Genomic DNA, 17567 nt, shown 5'->3' on the forward strand with positions numbered 1-17567 from the left:
GGTAAATTTTGAAAAATGCTGACAGACTTTTATCAAACAGAGCGGTATCAATTACACGAAGGAGTTCTCAATGCCACCGTTAAACTGAATCCGCAACACGACATTTTTAAAGGACATTTTCCAAACAATCCGGTAATGCCGGGCGTGTGTATGTTGCAGATTTTTAAAGAACTTTCAGAACAAGGTTTAAACAAAAAATTGTTTATAAAAGAATGCAGCAATGTAAAATTTATGGCATTGATCAACCCTGAAACACATTCGGTTTTAGACATCGTAATTGGTATTTCTGAAACTGAAGAAGGCTTTAAAATAAAGGCATCGGCAACTTTTGATACCATAACGGCCTTAAAAGTAAGTGCTTTGTTACGTGAGCAGTTATAATGAATAAACCCATTGAAAATAATAAATCCTGGTGTGTAATTATCCCCACTTACAATAACGCAAAAACCTTAAAACGCGTTATAGACGGTGTATTGAATTACACAAATCATGTTTTTATTATAAACGATGGCAGTACCGATGCTACTTTACAGATTCTACAAAATTATCAGCAGCTGCATGTGATTCATTTGGCTGAAAATAAGGGTAAGGGAAATGCGTTGCAAACAGGTTTTAAAGTTGCTATAAAACACGGTTTTGATTATGCATTAACGATTGACTCTGACGGACAACATTACCCTGATGATCTTCCGGTATTTTTAGAAGAATTAAATAAAACTTCTGAGCCGTTATTATTGATTGGAAGTCGGAATATGACGCACGAAAGTGTGCCTAAAAAAAGTAGTTTCGGCAATCGGTTTTCCAATTTCTGGTTTTGGTTCGAAACCGGAATTAAATTAAGTGATACCCAATCGGGTTACAGGCTGTATCCACTTAAAAAAATACCCAAACGGTTTTTTACCAGTAAATTTGAGTTTGAAATCGAAGTAATTGTGCGTACGGCATGGAAAAATGTTACGGTTAAAAATGTTCCTATCCGCGTGTTGTACGATCCCAGTGAACGTGTGTCGCATTTTCGTCCGTTTCGCGATTTTACCCGTATCAGCGTGCTCAACACGGTTTTGGTAGTCATTACATTGCTTTACATCAAACCACGGAATCTGTTTAAAAAATTCAAAAAAAAAAGTTTTAAGCAGTTTATAAAAGAAGATGTTTTACAAACAACCGATTCTAAAGAAGTAAAAGCACTTTCTGTTGCATTAGGTGTTTTTATAGGAATTGTTCCTGTGTGGGGCTTTCAAACGTTTCTTTCCATTTTTTTGGCAACCGTTTTTAAATGGAATAAATCATTGTCTTTTCTGGGATCAAATATTAGTATTCCGCCTTTAATTCCCTTTATTGTATTGGGTTCGCTAAAAACAGGGTCGTTTATCATTCCGGCAGATCAACCGTTAATACTCGATTTTGACCACATCGGTTTTGAATCGCTGCAAACACATTTATTGCAATACATTGTTGGCAGTGTGATTTTGGCTACATTTATGTCGATCATTTTTGGAATAACAATTTATTTCATATTGAATTATTACCAACGAAAAAGAATTAAAAATGTCTAAAGCATTTTATTATCTGTTTTTAAAAATACAAAAATACCCTAAAATAACGCTGTTTGCTACGTTGTTGTTTTTGGTGGGTGCTGTTTTTGCAGTTAAAAATATTTCTTTTAACGAAGACATTACCCGAATCATTCCTAAGAATGAAACAACAAATACCGCAGCTGAAATTGTTGGTGAAATGAATTTTAGCGACAAAATTTCGGTGATTTTTAAAAAGAAAAAGAATAATGCTACAGATGATGATTTAGCAAACGCTGCACAAGCTTTTTTAGATACACTGCCTGTTGCAAAGGCTTATTATCATTCGGTTCAGGGGGTGTTAGATGAAAATCTGTTTCAGCAGTCGTTTGATTTTGTTTACAAAAATCTGCCGTTGTATTTAAACGAAGCTGATTATCAAATCATCGAGCAAAAACTTCAAAAAGACAGTATTGCTGCACAAATGCAACGCAATGTGGAAACCTTAACCGGCGGAAATGCTGCTTTTATGAAAGACATCGTAATAAACGATCCGTTGCAGTTCTCTTTTTTGGCATTAAAAAAATTACAACAGTTTCAGGGTTCGGCAGATTATGTTTTTGAAAACGGATTTTTATATTCACAAGACAAAGAAAAGATTGTTTTGTTCATCAACCCAAAATATGGCGGAAGCGAAACAGAGCAAAACGAGATTTTTGTCGAAACCTTAAGAGAAATTCAGCAAATTGTCGGGCAAGAATACCCACAGGTTCAGGTGCAGTATTTCGGAGCATCGTTTATAGCCGTAGCCAATGCCCAGCAAATTAAACACGATATTTTTACCACGGTTGCCCTTTCTGTTTCTGCTTTAATGCTGCTGTTGATTTTTTATTACCGCCATTGGTTTGTGCCGGTTATTGTAATGATACCGTCGGTTTTTGGAGGATTGTTCGGCTTGTTGTGCTTGTATTTTTTAAAGACGGAGATTTCAGCGATTTCGTTGTCAATTTCAGCCATTTTAATCGGGATTACCATTGATTATGCCCTGCATTTTTTAACACATTCTAAAAGCAACGAAAGCATTGCCCAGCTTTTTAAAGACGTAACCAAACCGCTTTTAATGAGCAGTTCTACAACGGCTGTGGCGTTTTTGTGTTTGTTGTTTGTGCACTCTGACGCATTGGTTGATCTGGGTATTTTTGCAAGTATTTCGGTAGTAGCAACCGCTGTTTTTACGTTGATTATTTTACCGCATATTTACAAAGGAAAAGCATTAGCACACAGTCATATTATTGATAAGATAGCGAACTATCCGTTTGAAAAAAATAAAGGACTGATTGTTTGTACGCTGATCTTAGTGATTGTGAGTTTGTTTACCTATTCAAAAGTTGCTTTTGACGGGGATTTGTCTAAAATTAACTTTGTACCGACAGAACAGCAGCTTGCAGAAAAAGAATTGTACGCAGATCATCAGGTTGCCAAGAACTTATTTGTGGTTGCTTTTGATGAGGATCAGGAAAAAGCGTTGCAACTAAATTCAGGTATTCATAAAAAACTATCTGCATTTTCCACCGTTGATAACTTGCAGACTATTAGTAGTTTAATTCCTTCTAAAATCCTTCAGAATAAAGCAATTAATCGCTGGAAATCTTTCTGGACAGATGAAAAATTAAACAATACCATTAAATCCATCGAAGAAGAAAGCGTAAAAACAGGTTTTGTAGCACAAACGCATCAACCGTTTTATAAACTGCTTAAAACCAATTTTTCAACCATTGATTTAAACACACTGAAACAATTCAATAAGGAATTATATAGTGAGTTTGTTCACGGAAAAAACCGGTATCTGTTATCAACGGTGGTGACATTGAATCCTGAAAACCGCGAGGAATTTGTAAGCACTTTTGAAAACGAATTTAAAGGTGAAAACGTTTTGGTTATTGACCGGCAGGCACTCAACGAGCAGTATTTAGGTGCTTTGGTAAACGATTTTAACGCTTTGGTTACTTATTCATTTGTTGCGGTATTTGTTATTTTATTAGTGTTTTACCGCCGGATTGAATTGGTTTTGGTGGCTTCCATTCCCATTGGTTTAACCGGATTTATCACTGCGGGCATTATGGGCTTGCTCAACATTCCGTTTAATATTTTCAGTACCATTGTGTGTACGTTGGTTTTTGGTCACGGTATCGATTTTACCATTTTTATGACCAGTGCCTTGCAAAAAGAATATACCGACGGCAAAAATGAAATGCCGCTGTATAGAACATCAATTATTTTGGCGGTTTTAACGACCATTTTGGCAATTGGTGCCTTGATTTTTGCAAAACACCCGGCGTTGCAATCCATTGCATCGATCGCATTAATCGGGGTAAGTGTGGCGGTGCTGGTAACTTTTGTTCTGTATCCGGTTTTGTATCGCTTTTTGTTTTTTAACCGCATTAAAAAAGGCTTGTCGCCAGTAACTTTATGGCTGGTGGTTCAATCGGTTTTAATGTTTGCCTATTATGTGGCAGCAAGTTTGGTGGTATCGGTTTTAATGCGTAGTTTTTTCTGGATTTTACCTTTGTCTAAAGAAAAAAAATGGAAACTTTTCAGCAAATTAATGTCGGTTTATATGAAATCGGTTTTGTATTTAAAACCCACGGTACAAAAAAGGATTTTTAATAAAGAACGATTAAATAAACAATCGGTCATTATTTCAAACCACACGTCGTTCCTTGATTCCTTAACTATTGGCATGGTCAAATCGAATATCGTTTATATCGTTAACGATTGGGTGTATAAATCGCCGGTTTTTGGCAGGGCGGTGAAGTTTTTAGGATTTTATCCGGCAACAAAAGGAGTTGACGAAGGTTTGGATCCGTTAGAAAAACGAATTGGGACTGATTTTTCGGTGATGATTTTTCCGGAAGGAACCCGTTCGAGAACCACAGAAATCGGGCGTTTTCATAAAGGAGCTTTTTTTATGGCAGAAGAACTAAAGTTACCTGTTCAACCGGTTTATATTCACGGAAATGCCGATTTATTGCCCAAAGGCGATTTTATCATTTACGATACAAATTGCCACGTATATGTGGGTGAACCTATTGACTGGAACGATGAGAGTTTTGGAACAAATTATGCCGAACGAACCAAAAAAATAAGTGGGTTTTTTAAGGAATCATTCAAACAAATCCGTCTGAAAGCAGAAAACGAAGATTATTTTAAGCAAAAGTTGTTTTTAAATTTTTTGTATAAGGATTACGGCATTCTGAAAACCGTTAAAACCGATTTTAAAAACCACAAAAGGGTCTATCATCAATTGTTTCATACGATCAGTGACAAAGCGGCAATTGCCCATGTTACCACTGATTTAGGTCAGTTAGATTTTTTAATGGCGAACCAGTTTCCCACCAGAAAAATAACAACGTTTAACACCAGTAAAGAACACAGATTGATTTCGTCAGCCAGCTACACTGTTCAAAAATTTAAGGTAAGTTATGTAGATGAATTACCGTTGGTTTGGAATAAAAAAACGGTTTTGGTTCTTTCGCATTTATCAGCGTTTAATGAAGAAATTCCGGCAACCATTCAGCAAATCATTGTAGTTTGTTGTACTTTTAATGTAGATTTTGAGCACTTTACATTGACTCAAAATCAGGAACATTTGAAGGTGTATCAACGCAATGAAACAAATTAAAATATACGATGCTGTTGTAATAGGAGCTTAATCAACTCCAAAAGTAAATTTTAAGCACAGCAGCCAAAACAACCAGACTTCGTGAACAGCAAATTGTTTTGCGGTTCAGTTGTTTTAAATGCGTACGAAGGGTCAGGTTGTTTCTTTCTATATGGTTTGTGCCATCGGTATAATGTTCTATGAATCTTTTACCGCATTGTTTACACAAATACTGCTGCTTTTTGTTTTTGGTTGTACCGTTTTTAACGGTATCGGCACTTTTGCAAAAGCGGCACAACATCTTGTCACTAACTTTGTAACACAAGGTTTGGTTTGCGTTCATTTTTTGGGTTTAGTGCTGTAAAAATACAACAGACAGGCATTTGCCTGTCTGTTTTTGTTAAGTAAATTTATAAAACGTCTTGTTTTTCAGTGATTTAATGTGCTTTTTCAGGGCATCACTAATTCTGGAACATTACCTATTTGCTCCACCGACAACTGTTTCAGAAGCATTATTCAAACCGTTTTTAACAGCTTCTTTTCCTGCTATCTTTTGTGTCTGTGATGTTGCTAATTATCTCCAAAAATTTCTATTACTAAAATTGCAGCACCAATAATAGCTAATAGGTAAGAACCGAAATAATAATTTGTTTCTATTGCAAAACCAGATCCATCTTCATATTTAGGTAATTTATTTTTTAATATACCAATTAAACCTATTACTAAAAATAATATACCTACTAAAATCTTTTCCATATTACTTTATTTTCTTGTTTATATAATCTTCAGTATCTTTTCCTATTGTTTTTTCTATCGTCATATTAGTACCTTCGATGATTGTTTTAGTTCCATTGTCTATACCTTTTCCAACCGATTTTTCTGCGGCTTTTACTCCTAACTTGCTAGTTCGTGTAAAAGCATAGGAAATTGCAATTTTAGTTATTCCTTCCCAAAATTGACCTTGATTTATCATATATACAGCTTCAATTCCTGTCCCCGCTAAATTCATATATCCACCAACCGCCATAAGAACACCACCTTCTGGAGCTCCAACACCTGTAATAGATAATCCTAAACCAGCATAGGTAAGGGCATCACCACCATCCTGTAATCCTGAGGATAATGATTTTAACTGATTATTCTCACTGATGTAAACACCATCACCTGTTCTAATAGGATGAAAACCTACATCAACACTTGATTCTGTATTATTGTTATATACTGAACCGTCTTTATTCAATGTATAATATTCACCGTCATTAGCACCATTATAGTGTAATGTTTCGGATACCGAACTAACATTTTTGTATCCCTTTTTAATAGCCTGCTCTTTAGTATCGATTTCAGCATCATAAGTGAGCATTGTCTGTCCGTCATTTGTATAACTTTCAATCCAACCATCAGCACTCATCCCTGTTGGGTCTATCAAGTTTATTGGATTTTGATGTACATAATGATACGGTGTATAATTCGGATAATCGGTTAAAAGAGGATCTGTTGATACAAAAATACTTATACGCGGATCGTAATACCTTTGTCCGTAATAATATTGCTGAGTAGCGTCATCCAATTCCTTACCGTTAAATTTCCACTTATTGTCGTAACTTCCTGTATTGGTTGTCGGATATGGATCTTTGTAATACGTACTTTGGTTGTGTTCAACCATCATTTCTCCGAAAGGCAATGTCTCATAATAGTGAGATGGTCTACCGAAATTATCGGTAATATACGAAGAACTTCCTAAATGGTCACTATGGTACCACCAGATCGGTTTACGCTGGTATTCGTCGTAATCTTCTTCCGGGTCTTTAAAAAAAATTTCAAATAACTAATATAAAAATACTTGTTTTCTTGTTTTGAAACAAGAAAAAGCCTTTAAAAATAAGGTTCTTATCAAATATTTTTTTCTATCACTAACTCTGGAACACGAGGTTGAATTTCCCTTCATTATTTTGGGTTTAATGCCGTAAAAATACAAGAGGAGGCTGTCCCAAAAGGGCAGCTTCTTTCGTTTATGGATAATATAGGTTTTATGCAGCTACTTGATAAGATGGGTCAATTCTGACAAAAACAGCATTTTTTTGACTTGTTTATCATACGAGCTCAAGATACATATGAGGGTATAAACACAAAAAAAATCCCGAAAATTTTCGGGATTTTTGCGTTTTGAGACTTTTTAAACAGCCTCTTATTTTTTCTTAATGAATTTGTTGAACAAAAATTTAAAAACGGTTGATAAAACCAGCGTTTTTATGCCTTTTGAATTTTTTACCGTGCTGCCTAATGAAGCCAATCCTTGATGGATTAATTTATTAGGCGAAAATAATCCGGTAATGTCTTCGACATCATTCCCAATTTTCCGAATGCTTATTTCGCGTTCCAATCTAAGAATTTCTAACTCTTTATCAACCTCTTCATATGATGTGTAAATTTTTTTCATAATTAGTCAAAAAAGATTTTAGAAAATTTTTTAAGCACGGGAATGTCAATAATTATCCTGCGCATATTATAGATAATAATTGCAAGGATGATGTAAAATCCACCAATAATTAAAAACCCGTAAGTGTTGTTATCTAATACTTTTCCTAAAGCAAATGCTGCAGCGAATGATAAGAAAAGCAACGATAACGCTGCAAGTAAGCTAATCGCAAAAATTTTTAATATGAAGCCTGTAGCTTTCGATACAATCTTAAATCCCAATAAAGAATAATAATCAATATTAGCATCTAAAAAGACCTTTGCTTCAGACTTCATATCCTGAAGATGTTGTTTTACCTCTTCATTAAATGCCATAGACTATTTTAATTCAGATTTAATATTGTCTGCAGCTTTATTGGTTAAATCTTTTGCTTTGTCAACTGCATTTGCTGCATCGCTTTTTAATTCTGCTAATTTACGTTCTAAACTTGCAATGACATCTTCTTTTTTATTGTCAGCTTTGTTAACCAATGTATTAAAAGATGATTCAAAATCAGCTTTTTTAGAAGAGATTAAACTTTTTATCTGATTTCTTAAATCATCCATCTTGTAGTTTAAATCGTCAGCTCCGGATTTAAATCCTTTAGAGATTTTTCTTCTTGTTTTTTCACCTTGCTCAGGTGCTAATAATACTCCGGCAACAGCTCCTACTGCTGCACCCGCTAGAATAGCTACTAATGTATTTCCTGTTTTTCCCATAACAAACTTTATTTAATTTTTTAAAATGATATAATAATACTTAAAAGTACGATATTTTTTTTGAATCGTTGTTAATAACCGGTTAAAATTTAATAGAAGGTAATTTTATAAGCCCGAAAAACTGTTTATATTTGCTTTTCAACAATTTAAATAATACAGATGCTTAAAACCAAATTAGGAATTTTCACTACCGTTTTTATTACTCTTGCAATTATTATCACCCTTTTATACGAATTTGATCTACTGAACATTTCTGCTGATTTTATGGTTGGTGTTCGTTGGGCAACAGCTTTGGTTTTGATTATCAATGCGTTTTATAAAAGAAACCTTACCACATGGATTATTAGCTGTATGATTTTGGGTATTTTCGTAGGAATTGATTTTCCTAATGTGGCAATAGCATTACAACCTTTAAGTAAAGGATTTATCAAACTGGTAAAAACGATTGTAGCGCCGATTATTTTTGCAACGCTGGTTTACGGTATCGCAGGACATTCCGATTTAAAACAAGTAGGAAGAATGGCTTGGAAATCCATGCTGTACTTCTTTTGTGCCACATCGTGTGCTATTTTTATTGGTTTGGGGGTAATCAACCTTACCAAAGCAGGGGTGGGGGTAGATATAGAAAGCATGCCCCATGAAGAATTACCGGTTACAAAAGGTATTGATCCTGTATTGGAAAGCCTGCCGGAACACGTTCACGGTGTGTATAAATTTACACATTTTATTTACGAATTGTTCCCGGAGAACATTGTACGGTCAATGTTTGAAAATCAGGTATTACAAGTAGTGGTATTCTCTGTTTTGTTTGGAATTGGCTTGGCAATGGTAGAAGAAAAGAAAAGAAAACCTTTGGTCGATTTTACCGAAAGTTTATCTGAAACCATGTTTAAGTTTACCAACATCATCATGTATTTTGCACCTATTGGCGTAGGTGCGGCAATGGCATACACGGTAGGACATTTAGGGGTTGATATTCTTAAAAACCTGTTTATGTTGTTAGGGTCGTTGTATCTGGCATTGCTTTTATTCTTGTTGCTGGTATTTGTGCCGGTAATGATATTCTTAAAAATACCTGTTAAAAAGTTTATTGAAGCGGTGAAAGAACCGGTTTCAATTGCCTTTGCAACCACAAGTTCCGATGCTGCTTTACCGAAAGCCATGAGTGCTATGGAAAAATTTGGTGTGCCGCGTAAAATAGTATCGTTTGTTATACCAACCGGTTATAGTTTTAATTTAGACGGAACATCACTGTATCTTTCCTTAGCATCGATATTTGTTGCACAGGCTGCCGGAATGCATTTAGATATCGGTCAGCAGTTAGGAATTGCTTTTACCTTAATGATCACATCAAAAGGGGTGGCAGCCGTTCCGCGTGCATCGTTAATTGTTTTAATTGCCACAGCAGAACAATTTGGATTGCCGGTGTTTATCATAGCCGCTATTTTAGGGATTGATGAATTAATGGATATGGCTCGGACTTCGGTAAACGTTATTGGCAACTGTTTGGCAACAATAGTTGTTGCAAAATGGGAAGGTGAGTTTGATGAAGAGGCTCCGTACCGATTGACCGATGAGGTTTTGGATGAGATATAAATTACAAAAAACGGATTCAAAAATTGAATCCGTTTTTTTATGCCGATACCATTTTTAAACCGATAATTGACCCAATTAAGGTGGTGATAAAGAATATACGCCAAAAAGTGGTTGGATCGTTAAAAATAAAAATACCAATTAAAACAGTGCCTACAGCACCAATTCCTGTCCACACCGCATAAGCCGTTCCTAAAGGCAGTGTTTGGGTAGCTTTCATCAGTAAAGCCATACTAACCACTAACGATATAAAAAAACCAGTGTACCAAAGATAGGCATCTGTTCCGGTAGCTTCTTTAGCTTTTCCCAAACAAGTCGTAAATAATACCTCAAAAAGTCCTGCAATGATTAAAATAATCCAGTTCATAATTCATTAATTTTAAAATGCAAAATTGAGGCTTTTAAATGGTATAAAATTTTACAATTGTTAAAAAATAAAAGCAATTATTTTATATCTGCACGTATCCTGCTCAAGCTTACCTGAGTTATCCCCAAATAGGAAGCAATGTAACCTAATGCAACACGTTGTACTAAATACGGATGGTTTTTAATGAGATCAAGGTATCGTTCTTTTGCCGATTTAAATTGCAGGGAAATTAAACGTTCTTCGCTTTTTATCAGTTCTTTTTCAGCTAATTTTCTTCCCCAATTGGCAATTTCAATATTTGTTTGATACAATTTTTGAAGTACGTCAGAATGAATTTTATAAAAAACGGTTTCTTCTAAGAGCTCAATATCTTCATAACTTTTTTGATTATTAACATAGCTGTTCATAGAAAACACAGCAGATCCTTCAAAACCAAACCAAAAAGTGACTTCGCTTCCAGAAGTGGACGCATACGCACGAACGACTCCTTTTTTAATAAAGTAAATGGCTTTTTCTACCTTGTGGTGTTGCAATAAGAGCGTACCTTTTTGAAAGGTGACTTCTTCGGCATCTTGTTTCAGCAATTCTTTTGCGTGGGATGATAATGGATAAATGAAGTCTAAAATGCTGTTTAATTGCATAACTTTTATGGATATAAAAAGCGTACTTGTTTTTTAAGTACGCTTTTGTTTGATTATTCTTTACTCTCTACTTTAGCCCACGTATCTCGCAAACCTACCGTTTTGTTAAATACTAATTTTTCTGCAGTGGTATCTCTATCTACACAGAAATATCCTAAACGCTGAAACTGGAATTTATCGCCGTTTGTCGCCGTTTTTAAGCTTGGTTCTACATAACCTGTAATTACTTTTAACGAATCGGGGTTAATGTATTCCTTAAAATCAACTTCTTTGTTTCCATCAGGGTTTTCATGTGTAAACAAGCGGTCGTAAATACGCACTTCTGCTTCAACAGCATGCGGAACCGATACCCAATGGATCGTTCCTTTTACTTTGCGTTTTGAGGCTTCGGTTCCACTACCAGATTTGGAGTCGGCATCGTAAGTAGCGTGAATTTCGGTAATGTTTCCATTTGCGTCTTTTACCACGCTTTCACCTTTAATGATGTAAGCGTTCTTTAAACGCACTTCTTTTCCTAATGTTAAACGGAAAAATTTCTTGTCGGCATCTTCCTTAAAATCTTCTCTTTCAATATACAATTCTCTTGAAAAAGGAATTTTTCTAAACGTCAGTTCCTCTGCTTCAGGGTTGTTTTCTGCATCTAACCATTCTTCCTGACCTTCGGGATAGTTCGTAATTACTAATTTAACCGGATCAAGAACAGCCATTACACGGTCGGTAATCTTGTTTAAATCTTCGCGAACACAGAATTCCAATAACGAAACATCAATTAAATTGGTGCGTTTTGCAATTCCAATGGTATCGGCAAAGTTGCGAATGGCAGTTGGCGTGTATCCACGGCGACGCATACCCGAAATGGTGCTCATACGCGGATCGTCCCAACCGGTAACGTGTTTTTCGTTTACTAATTGCAGTAATTTACGTTTTGATACAACCGTGTGCGATAAATTTCTACGAGCAAATTCGCGTTGTTTTGGTCGAACTTTCTCCTCATCGTAAATTTGATCTAAAAACCAATCGTACAATTCACGATGGGGTAAAAATTCCAATGTACAGAACGAGTGTGAGATTTGCTCGATATAATCGCTTTCGCCATGTGCCCAATCGTACATCGGATAAATTTTCCAATCGGCTCCGGTGCGGTGGTGCGATGCGTTAATGATACGGTACATAATCGGGTCGCGCATTAACATATTTGGCGATGCCATGTCAATTTTTGCACGTAAAATATATGCACCTTCGGCAAATTCACCGTTTTTCATTCGTTCGAATAAATCCAGATTCTCTTCAACTGACCGCTCTCGGTTTGGCGAATTAACGCCCGGTTGTGTAGGTGTACCTTTTTGTTGAGCAATTTCTTCTGCTGATAAATTATCAACATACGCCTTGCCTTTTTTAATTAAAAGTATTGCCCAATTGTATAATTCCTGAAAATAATCAGAGGCATAAACTTCCTGATCCCATTTGTAACCCAGCCATTCTACATCGCGTTTAATGGCATCAACAAATTCCTGTTCTTCTTTAGCCGGATTGGTATCGTCAAAACGCAAATTTACCGGTGCGTTGTAATCTAAGCCCAGTCCAAAGTTTAAACAGATCGATGATGCGTGCCCGATATGCAGGTATCCGTTAGGTTCCGGCGGAAAGCGAAAGCGTAATTTATCTTGTGGCAAACCATTTGCTAAATCTTCTTCAATAATTTGCTCTATAAAATTCAATGATTTTTCTTTTGTTGACATATTCTTGAATTAAGAGTACAAATTTACCAAAAAAATGTGGATTATTTTTGTGCAAGATTATGTTATAAAAAAGCATTAATTTTACTTTTTAAAATAAAGACAGATGGGAATTATTCGCTTAACAAATATCAGAGTTTTTACAAATCACGGTTGTTTGGAAGAAGAAGCTAAAATTGGATCCGATTACCGGGTTGACTTAGAAATCAAAGCCGATTTACGAAAGTCTGCCGACTCTGATGAATTGGCCGATACTGTTGATTATGTACATTTAAACCGGATTGTTAAAGAAGAAATGGCGATACGTTCTAAATTACTGGAACATGTTGCAAAACGCATTATTGTAAGAATTTTTAAGGAACTGCCCATGGTTTCAACAATTTTGCTGGAAGTTTCAAAAATAAACCCGCCCATTGGTGGTGATGTTGAACAAGTTACCATTGTAATGGAAGAATACCGGGCATAATTTTTGGCTTTAGGTTTTGAAATTTGATTTTTTGTAGTAGATTTGCAAACACATTACAAATGGCATCTTGTCCGAGTGGCTAGGAAGCGGTCTGCAAAACCGTCTACAGCGGTTCGAATCCGCTAGATGCCTCTTCAAAAAACCTTCAACTATTGAAGGTTTTTTTATTTATTTCTCCTTTGCATCTTTCAAATGTATTATATTTATCTAAAAAATAATTGAAATGAAAAAAGCGGTTTTATTACTTCTGTTTTTTGGAATTGTTGCTTGTACGTCAGAATCGTTATCGGTTAAACAGGCAACGGCATTAATTAATGATCATACCGAGAAATATCCTTATTTTGAAAAAGCTACGTTACAGTTGGGCGAGCAAAAATTCAGGGTTAAAAAAGACTCTGTAGAATTGTCCGTCCTAAAAAATCTGGCGTCACAAGGCTTCATAACGTTTAATACACTAAATGCACGTAAAAAGCTGCTTTCTAAAGATTCTGTTCAGGTTGTAACTATTGCTTTAACAGCCAATGCTTCTAAATACGTTGTCAATCAGAAAAAGAATAAAGCCGAAATAAAAACCTTTTTGTTTACCATTCAGGAAAATTCTGATGTTCAGTTAGAACTGAATAATAAAACCAAAGCAACCGCAACCGCCAAACTTATTAAACAACCAACGCCTTTTGCCGGTTTGGTAAAAGATAAAAACGCCAATTCAGAATTCATCACCCAGAAGTTTGTGTTGAAATACAAAAAGGAAACCGGATGGTATGTACAAAAATGATCCCAAATCCGTTTTTTATCTCCATAAAAATTAAAAAAGACTTTAAACGGTAGCTTTATTTTACCTATATTTGGTTTTTAAGTATATTTTAACAAATAACTATAAAATTGATTATATGGGTATTTTTTCAAAAAAATCTATTTCATCATTAATTTCAGAAGCCAATGAGCAAGGCGAAGGCACCTTAAAGAAAACCTTTGGTTCTTGGGGACTTGTGGCGTTAGGAGTAGGGGCAATTATTGGTGCCGGTTTATTTTCGTTAACAGGTATAGCCGCTGCAGAAAATGCCGGTCCGGCTGTGGCACTTTCGTTTGTAATTGCCGCTTTGGGCTGTGCTTTTGCCGGTTTGTGTTATGCCGAATTTGCTTCTATGCTGCCTGTTGCGGGTAGTGCTTATACCTATTCGTATGCTACCATGGGCGAGTTTATTGCCTGGATTATTGGCTGGGATCTGGTATTAGAGTACGCTTTGGCATCGGCAACGGTTGCCGTAAGCTGGTCGCAATATTTTAATGAATTGCTCAAAGTGTTTCATCTTGAAATTCCTGTAGAATTTTTAAAAGGTCCGTTTGAAGGTGGTATCATTAACATTCCGGCAATTGTTATTGTTTGTTTGCTGTCGTTATTATTAATTCGCGGTACACAAGAATCGGCACGGGTTAACAATTTATTGGTTATTTTAAAAGTAACGGTTGTTGTGATTTTTATTGCTTTGGGCTGGCAGTTTATCAACCCGGCGAATCATGATCCTTTTATTCCTGCCAATGTGGGCGAGGAAATGGTTAAAAGTGGCGAATTGTCTTTTACAGCATTTTTGTCGAGTGAATATTTTGGAGAATACGGCTGGAGTGGCGTTTTGCGTGCCGCCGGTGTGGTTTTCTTTGCTTTTATTGGTTTTGATGCGGTAAGTACTGCAGCACAGGAAGCCAAAAATCCTAAAAAAGGAATGCCTTTCGGTATCATTGGATCCCTAATCATCTGTACCGTTTTGTACGTGTTATTTGCGTATGTTTTAACAGGATTAGAAAATTATTTGGTATTTAAAGGCGATGCTAAACCTGTGGCAACCGCTTTTGCTAAAACAGGTTATCACTTTTTAAATACGGCATTGATTGTTACCATTATTGCAGGATATACTTCAGTAATTTTAGTGATGTTATTGGGGCAAAGCCGCGTGTTTTACTCCATGAGTAAAGATGGTTTGCTGCCAAAAATGTTTTCTGATTTATCAAAAAGACAAACCCCGTGGAAAACCAATTTGGTATTTATGGTATTTGTAAGCTTGTTTGCAGGTTTTGTACCGGTATCCGATTTAGGTCACATGGTAAGTATCGGAACCTTGTTCGCGTTTACATTGGTTTGTATCGGGATTTTGGTATTGCGAAAAACACAGCCCGATATAGAGCGACCGTTTAAAACACCATTTGTTCCGTTGGTTCCTGTTTTAGGAATTGTTGTATGTTTAATCATGATGGTTTCGTTGCCGGTTGAAAGTTGGGAACGTTTGGCAATTTGGCTGGCATTAGGTTTGGTGATTTATTTTGCATATAGTAAAAAACACAGTAAGCTGAATAATTAAAATGTTTAATTGTAATATGTGATGATACTAAAAACGCCTGTTTTCAAAAACTGAAACAGGCGTTTTTTCTAAATTAACTATAAATAAATCCAATAATAATTAAAATTATTCCTAAAACGGCCAATATATAAGGTAGGTACTTTTTCATTTTTTATTTATTATTAGTAATAACACGCATAGTTTATATAAAAACTACGTGTGGTTTTACAAGATTGCACACATGGTTTTGCCTAAAACCTAACGTGCTTTAATACAAAAGCACGCCTGTTTTTTAGCAATATAACTTACCCAAGTTTATTTACCTAAATACTGTTCTAATTTTTGTTGATGAATCAAAGCACCCGTCCAACGGTCGATGAGCTTGCCGGTTTTGTCAAACAATAAAAACGTAGGCGTAGCATTTTCTTGATATTGAATATAAGCATCGGTTCTCGTGAAATCTTCTGCATAAACCACTGCCCAGTTTTCAGTGCTTAAAGCTCCAAACTGTTGATAAGTAGTAGCATCGGGGCTTTGCAATACACTTACTGCCTGTAGTTTGCCAGAATATTTATCTGCAAAATTTTTAGTGATAGGAAATGCTTGATTACTGTTAGGGCAACTTACCGATGATAAATCAACCAAAACATATTCTTTATCTTTATTAAAATAATTGCTTAATTTTTCTGCTTTTAAATCTTTATCTAACACATTTATATCAATAAAAGCATCTCCTTTTATTAAACGTTTGCTTTGCGATGCTAATAAATATTTCTTGCCTATTGGGGTTTGTTTTTGCTCGTCGGTCATTTTATTATACACTGCTTTGTAAAACGTTTTGTCAAATGCAGTGGTATTGTATGGTAACAATGTCCATATATAGGCGTTGTCAAAATTGTTTAAGATAAAATCAGCTTCTACTTGTTTTAACTCTTTGGTTAATTGGGCTCCCAAACCATTTGTGCCAACATATTTTTCTTGTACTTCGGGGTTTTGCCATTCGACAGTTTGTTGTAAAGCAGTTATTTCCTGTTTTAAAGCTTCGGCTTTTTTGTGAATTGGCATTTGCAGTTCGTCTAATTTTGCTTTTATATCATGATGTTTAGAACCAGTTACTTTTACGGCATAGGGAAAATCATTCTTATTTGCGTTTATTTCTATGGTTTCATTAGCTACAAATAACATGGTATAATATGGTTGGTTGTTTTCTACTATATATATAGCATATGTATCAGGAGTTTCGGAAACTTCGGCTGTAAGTTCTACTCTGCCTTGTGCTAATGTTTGGTAGGCAATAGGTGTTTGCCCGCTAATTAAATATACTACAGCAGTATCTGTAAAACCCGTAAGGTTTGCCGTTATTTTTATTTCGCCTGCAAAGGCTTGTAAGGTTGCAGTTAGCAATAAAGCTAAAGTGGTTAATTTTTTCATTTCGGATGGTTTTATATTTGTTAAACTCTAACAGGGTTCTGAACTCTGTTAGAGTTTAATTGAGGTTGTTATTTGTTTTTATTTACAAGTAAACTATAAAATAAAACAGCTAATGTAACAACAAACGAATATAGCAAGGCGTTATTTAATTCTTTATTAAAGAACAAATAAAAAACAAATAGAGATCCTAAAAAAGTTGCTGTTGCCTTTATTATCAATGGTTTCATATTTTTATCTTATATTCCCTCGTTAGCGCGAGCATCTTGCTCGTGATTCGTTACCAAGTTATGCACAAGCGTGGGGCTAATATATGTGGCAGGTATCTTTTTGGATATACTAACTTAGCTTCCAGTTAAAGTTAAGCATAAAATCTTATTTTTGACGTATGAAAAAAGAAAGAAAAATTTATGATTCAGCTTTTAAATCGAAAGCTGTTGCATTGAGCCACGAACGGTCCAACATTTCTGAATTAGCCAGAGAACTTGGTATTAAAGCTACCTTGCTTTACAAATGGCGAAAAGAATACGAGAAGTTCGGCGAAGGAAGTTTCCCTGGTAATGGAAACTTAAAACTAACACCAGAGCAAGAGAAGATTCGTTTACTTGAAAAACAACTAAAAGACGCTGAATTAGAACGAGATATATTAAA

The 17567-nt window shown here is 35.5% G+C and carries 17 protein-coding genes, 1 tRNA gene and 1 pseudogene; 9 read left to right on the plus strand and 10 right to left on the minus strand.

From position 1 onward, the window contains the following. The first annotated feature begins 15 nt into the window (after nt 1-15). Genes BLW20_RS10165 through BLW20_RS10175 form a run of 3 tightly spaced genes read left to right on the plus strand, consistent with a single transcriptional unit; the run spans nt 16 to nt 5196 of the window. Entirely contained in the window at nt 16-381 is a 366-nt protein-coding gene (locus BLW20_RS10165; RefSeq protein WP_091100073.1) for an ApeI family dehydratase, read from the plus strand. Further along, nucleotides 381-1556, plus strand: coding sequence for a DUF2062 domain-containing protein (locus BLW20_RS10170; RefSeq protein ID WP_091100078.1), 1176 nt, complete (start codon nt 381-383; stop codon nt 1554-1556). The genes BLW20_RS10165 and BLW20_RS10170 overlap by 1 nt, the downstream gene beginning before the upstream one ends. After that, the gene (locus tag BLW20_RS10175; RefSeq protein WP_091100081.1) at nt 1549-5196 is read left to right on the plus strand and encodes a 1-acyl-sn-glycerol-3-phosphate acyltransferase; all 3648 of its coding nucleotides are present in this window, start codon (nt 1549-1551) and stop codon (nt 5194-5196) included. The genes BLW20_RS10170 and BLW20_RS10175 overlap by 8 nt, the downstream gene beginning before the upstream one ends. 31 nt (nt 5197-5227) lie before the next feature. Here BLW20_RS10175 and BLW20_RS15005 read toward each other — a convergent pair. The 6 genes and pseudogenes from BLW20_RS15005 to BLW20_RS10205 all read right to left on the minus strand — a co-directional run. Beyond that, nucleotides 5228-5458 (minus strand): annotated as a pseudogene (locus BLW20_RS15005) (IS1 family transposase); the annotation flags it as partial. Between the two features lie 287 nt (nt 5459-5745). After that, complete coding sequence (locus BLW20_RS10185; protein WP_091100087.1) at nt 5746-5931, minus strand: hypothetical protein; 186 nt, start codon at nt 5929-5931, stop codon at nt 5746-5748. A 1-nt stretch (nt 5932) separates the two neighbouring features. Further along, on the minus strand, nt 5933-6844 hold the full coding sequence (locus tag BLW20_RS10190; protein ID WP_091100091.1) for an RHS repeat-associated core domain-containing protein: 912 nt from the start codon (nt 6842-6844) through the stop codon (nt 5933-5935). A gap of 519 nt (nt 6845-7363) precedes the next feature. Continuing rightward, a complete protein-coding gene (locus BLW20_RS10195) occupies nt 7364-7615 on the minus strand; it encodes a DUF6327 family protein (protein WP_091100094.1) in 252 nt (83 codons plus the stop codon). Nucleotides 7616-7617: 2 nt separating this feature from the next. Then, the gene (locus BLW20_RS10200) at nt 7618-7968 is read right to left on the minus strand and encodes a hypothetical protein (protein ID WP_091100098.1); all 351 of its coding nucleotides are present in this window, start codon (nt 7966-7968) and stop codon (nt 7618-7620) included. A 3-nt stretch (nt 7969-7971) separates the two neighbouring features. Next, nucleotides 7972-8352, minus strand: a complete 381-nt coding sequence (locus tag BLW20_RS10205; RefSeq protein ID WP_091100102.1) for a YtxH domain-containing protein — start codon at nt 8350-8352, stop codon at nt 7972-7974. Nucleotides 8353-8511: 159 nt separating this feature from the next. Here BLW20_RS10205 and BLW20_RS10210 point away from each other — a divergent pair, with 159 nt between their 5' ends. Then, nucleotides 8512-9948 (plus strand): dicarboxylate/amino acid:cation symporter, encoded by a 1437-nt coding sequence (locus tag BLW20_RS10210; RefSeq protein WP_091100105.1) that lies wholly within the window; start codon nt 8512-8514, stop codon nt 9946-9948. Nucleotides 9949-9985: 37 nt separating this feature from the next. Here BLW20_RS10210 and BLW20_RS10215 read toward each other — a convergent pair whose 3' ends face one another. From BLW20_RS10215 to BLW20_RS10225, 3 genes are all read right to left on the minus strand, one after another. Next, on the minus strand, nt 9986-10312 hold the full coding sequence (locus BLW20_RS10215; RefSeq protein WP_091100109.1) for a DMT family transporter: 327 nt from the start codon (nt 10310-10312) through the stop codon (nt 9986-9988). 77 nt (nt 10313-10389) lie between these two features. Further along, nucleotides 10390-10953: a Crp/Fnr family transcriptional regulator gene (locus BLW20_RS10220; protein ID WP_091100112.1), complete on the minus strand. Its 564-nt coding sequence runs from the start codon at nt 10951-10953 to the stop codon at nt 10390-10392. Between the two features lie 53 nt (nt 10954-11006). Beyond that, a complete protein-coding gene (locus tag BLW20_RS10225) occupies nt 11007-12692 on the minus strand; it encodes a glutamine--tRNA ligase/YqeY domain fusion protein (protein WP_091100116.1) in 1686 nt (561 codons plus the stop codon). A 103-nt stretch (nt 12693-12795) separates the two neighbouring features. Here BLW20_RS10225 and folB point away from each other — a divergent pair, with 103 nt between their 5' ends. From folB to BLW20_RS10245, 4 genes are all read left to right on the plus strand, one after another. Then, entirely contained in the window at nt 12796-13155 is a 360-nt protein-coding gene (folB, locus tag BLW20_RS10230) for a dihydroneopterin aldolase (protein ID WP_091100119.1), read from the plus strand. Between the two features lie 61 nt (nt 13156-13216). Further along, nucleotides 13217-13287: transfer RNA gene (locus BLW20_RS10235), tRNA-Cys, on the plus strand. Between the two features lie 91 nt (nt 13288-13378). After that, entirely contained in the window at nt 13379-13930 is a 552-nt protein-coding gene (locus BLW20_RS10240; protein ID WP_091100123.1) for a hypothetical protein, read from the plus strand. A 115-nt stretch (nt 13931-14045) separates the two neighbouring features. Next, complete coding sequence (locus BLW20_RS10245) at nt 14046-15509, plus strand: amino acid permease (protein ID WP_177165070.1); 1464 nt, start codon at nt 14046-14048, stop codon at nt 15507-15509. Between the two features lie 294 nt (nt 15510-15803). Here BLW20_RS10245 and BLW20_RS10250 read toward each other — a convergent pair whose 3' ends face one another. After that, entirely contained in the window at nt 15804-16919 is a 1116-nt protein-coding gene (locus BLW20_RS10250) for a DUF4369 domain-containing protein (RefSeq protein ID WP_091100126.1), read from the minus strand. Between the two features lie 385 nt (nt 16920-17304). Here BLW20_RS10250 and BLW20_RS10255 point away from each other — a divergent pair. Next, a partial coding sequence (locus BLW20_RS10255; RefSeq protein ID WP_143037774.1) for a transposase occupies nt 17305-17567 on the plus strand: 263 nt, incomplete at its 3' end.

It is taken from the genome of Paenimyroides marinum, from assembly GCF_900108395.1.
Taxonomy (GTDB): Bacteria; Bacteroidota; Bacteroidia; order Flavobacteriales; family Flavobacteriaceae; genus Flavobacterium; species Flavobacterium marinum.

Excerpts from the sequence above, each read along its gene's own strand:
- BLW20_RS10225 (WP_091100116.1), bottom strand. The coding sequence starts at position 12,692 with ATGTCAACAAAAGAAAAATCATTGAATTTTATAGAGCAAATTATTGAA.
- BLW20_RS10165 (WP_091100073.1), top strand. The coding sequence starts at position 16 with ATGCTGACAGACTTTTATCAAACAGAGCGGTATCAATTACACGAAGGA.
- BLW20_RS10190 (WP_091100091.1), bottom strand. The coding sequence starts at position 6,844 with ATGATGGTTGAACACAACCAAAGTACGTATTACAAAGATCCATATCCG.
- BLW20_RS10240 (WP_091100123.1), top strand. The coding sequence starts at position 13,379 with ATGAAAAAAGCGGTTTTATTACTTCTGTTTTTTGGAATTGTTGCTTGT.
- BLW20_RS10175 (WP_091100081.1), top strand. The coding sequence starts at position 1,549 with ATGTCTAAAGCATTTTATTATCTGTTTTTAAAAATACAAAAATACCCT.
- BLW20_RS10245 (WP_177165070.1), top strand. The coding sequence starts at position 14,046 with ATGGGTATTTTTTCAAAAAAATCTATTTCATCATTAATTTCAGAAGCC.
- folB (WP_091100119.1), top strand. The coding sequence starts at position 12,796 with ATGGGAATTATTCGCTTAACAAATATCAGAGTTTTTACAAATCACGGT.
- BLW20_RS10195 (WP_091100094.1), bottom strand. The coding sequence starts at position 7,615 with ATGAAAAAAATTTACACATCATATGAAGAGGTTGATAAAGAGTTAGAA.
- BLW20_RS10215 (WP_091100109.1), bottom strand. The coding sequence starts at position 10,312 with ATGAACTGGATTATTTTAATCATTGCAGGACTTTTTGAGGTATTATTT.
- BLW20_RS10170 (WP_091100078.1), top strand. The coding sequence starts at position 381 with ATGAATAAACCCATTGAAAATAATAAATCCTGGTGTGTAATTATCCCC.
- BLW20_RS10185 (WP_091100087.1), bottom strand. The coding sequence starts at position 5,931 with ATGGAAAAGATTTTAGTAGGTATATTATTTTTAGTAATAGGTTTAATT.
- BLW20_RS10205 (WP_091100102.1), bottom strand. The coding sequence starts at position 8,352 with ATGGGAAAAACAGGAAATACATTAGTAGCTATTCTAGCGGGTGCAGCA.
- BLW20_RS10210 (WP_091100105.1), top strand. The coding sequence starts at position 8,512 with ATGCTTAAAACCAAATTAGGAATTTTCACTACCGTTTTTATTACTCTT.
- BLW20_RS10220 (WP_091100112.1), bottom strand. The coding sequence starts at position 10,953 with ATGCAATTAAACAGCATTTTAGACTTCATTTATCCATTATCATCCCAC.
- BLW20_RS10200 (WP_091100098.1), bottom strand. The coding sequence starts at position 7,968 with ATGGCATTTAATGAAGAGGTAAAACAACATCTTCAGGATATGAAGTCT.
- BLW20_RS10250 (WP_091100126.1), bottom strand. The coding sequence starts at position 16,919 with ATGAAAAAATTAACCACTTTAGCTTTATTGCTAACTGCAACCTTACAA.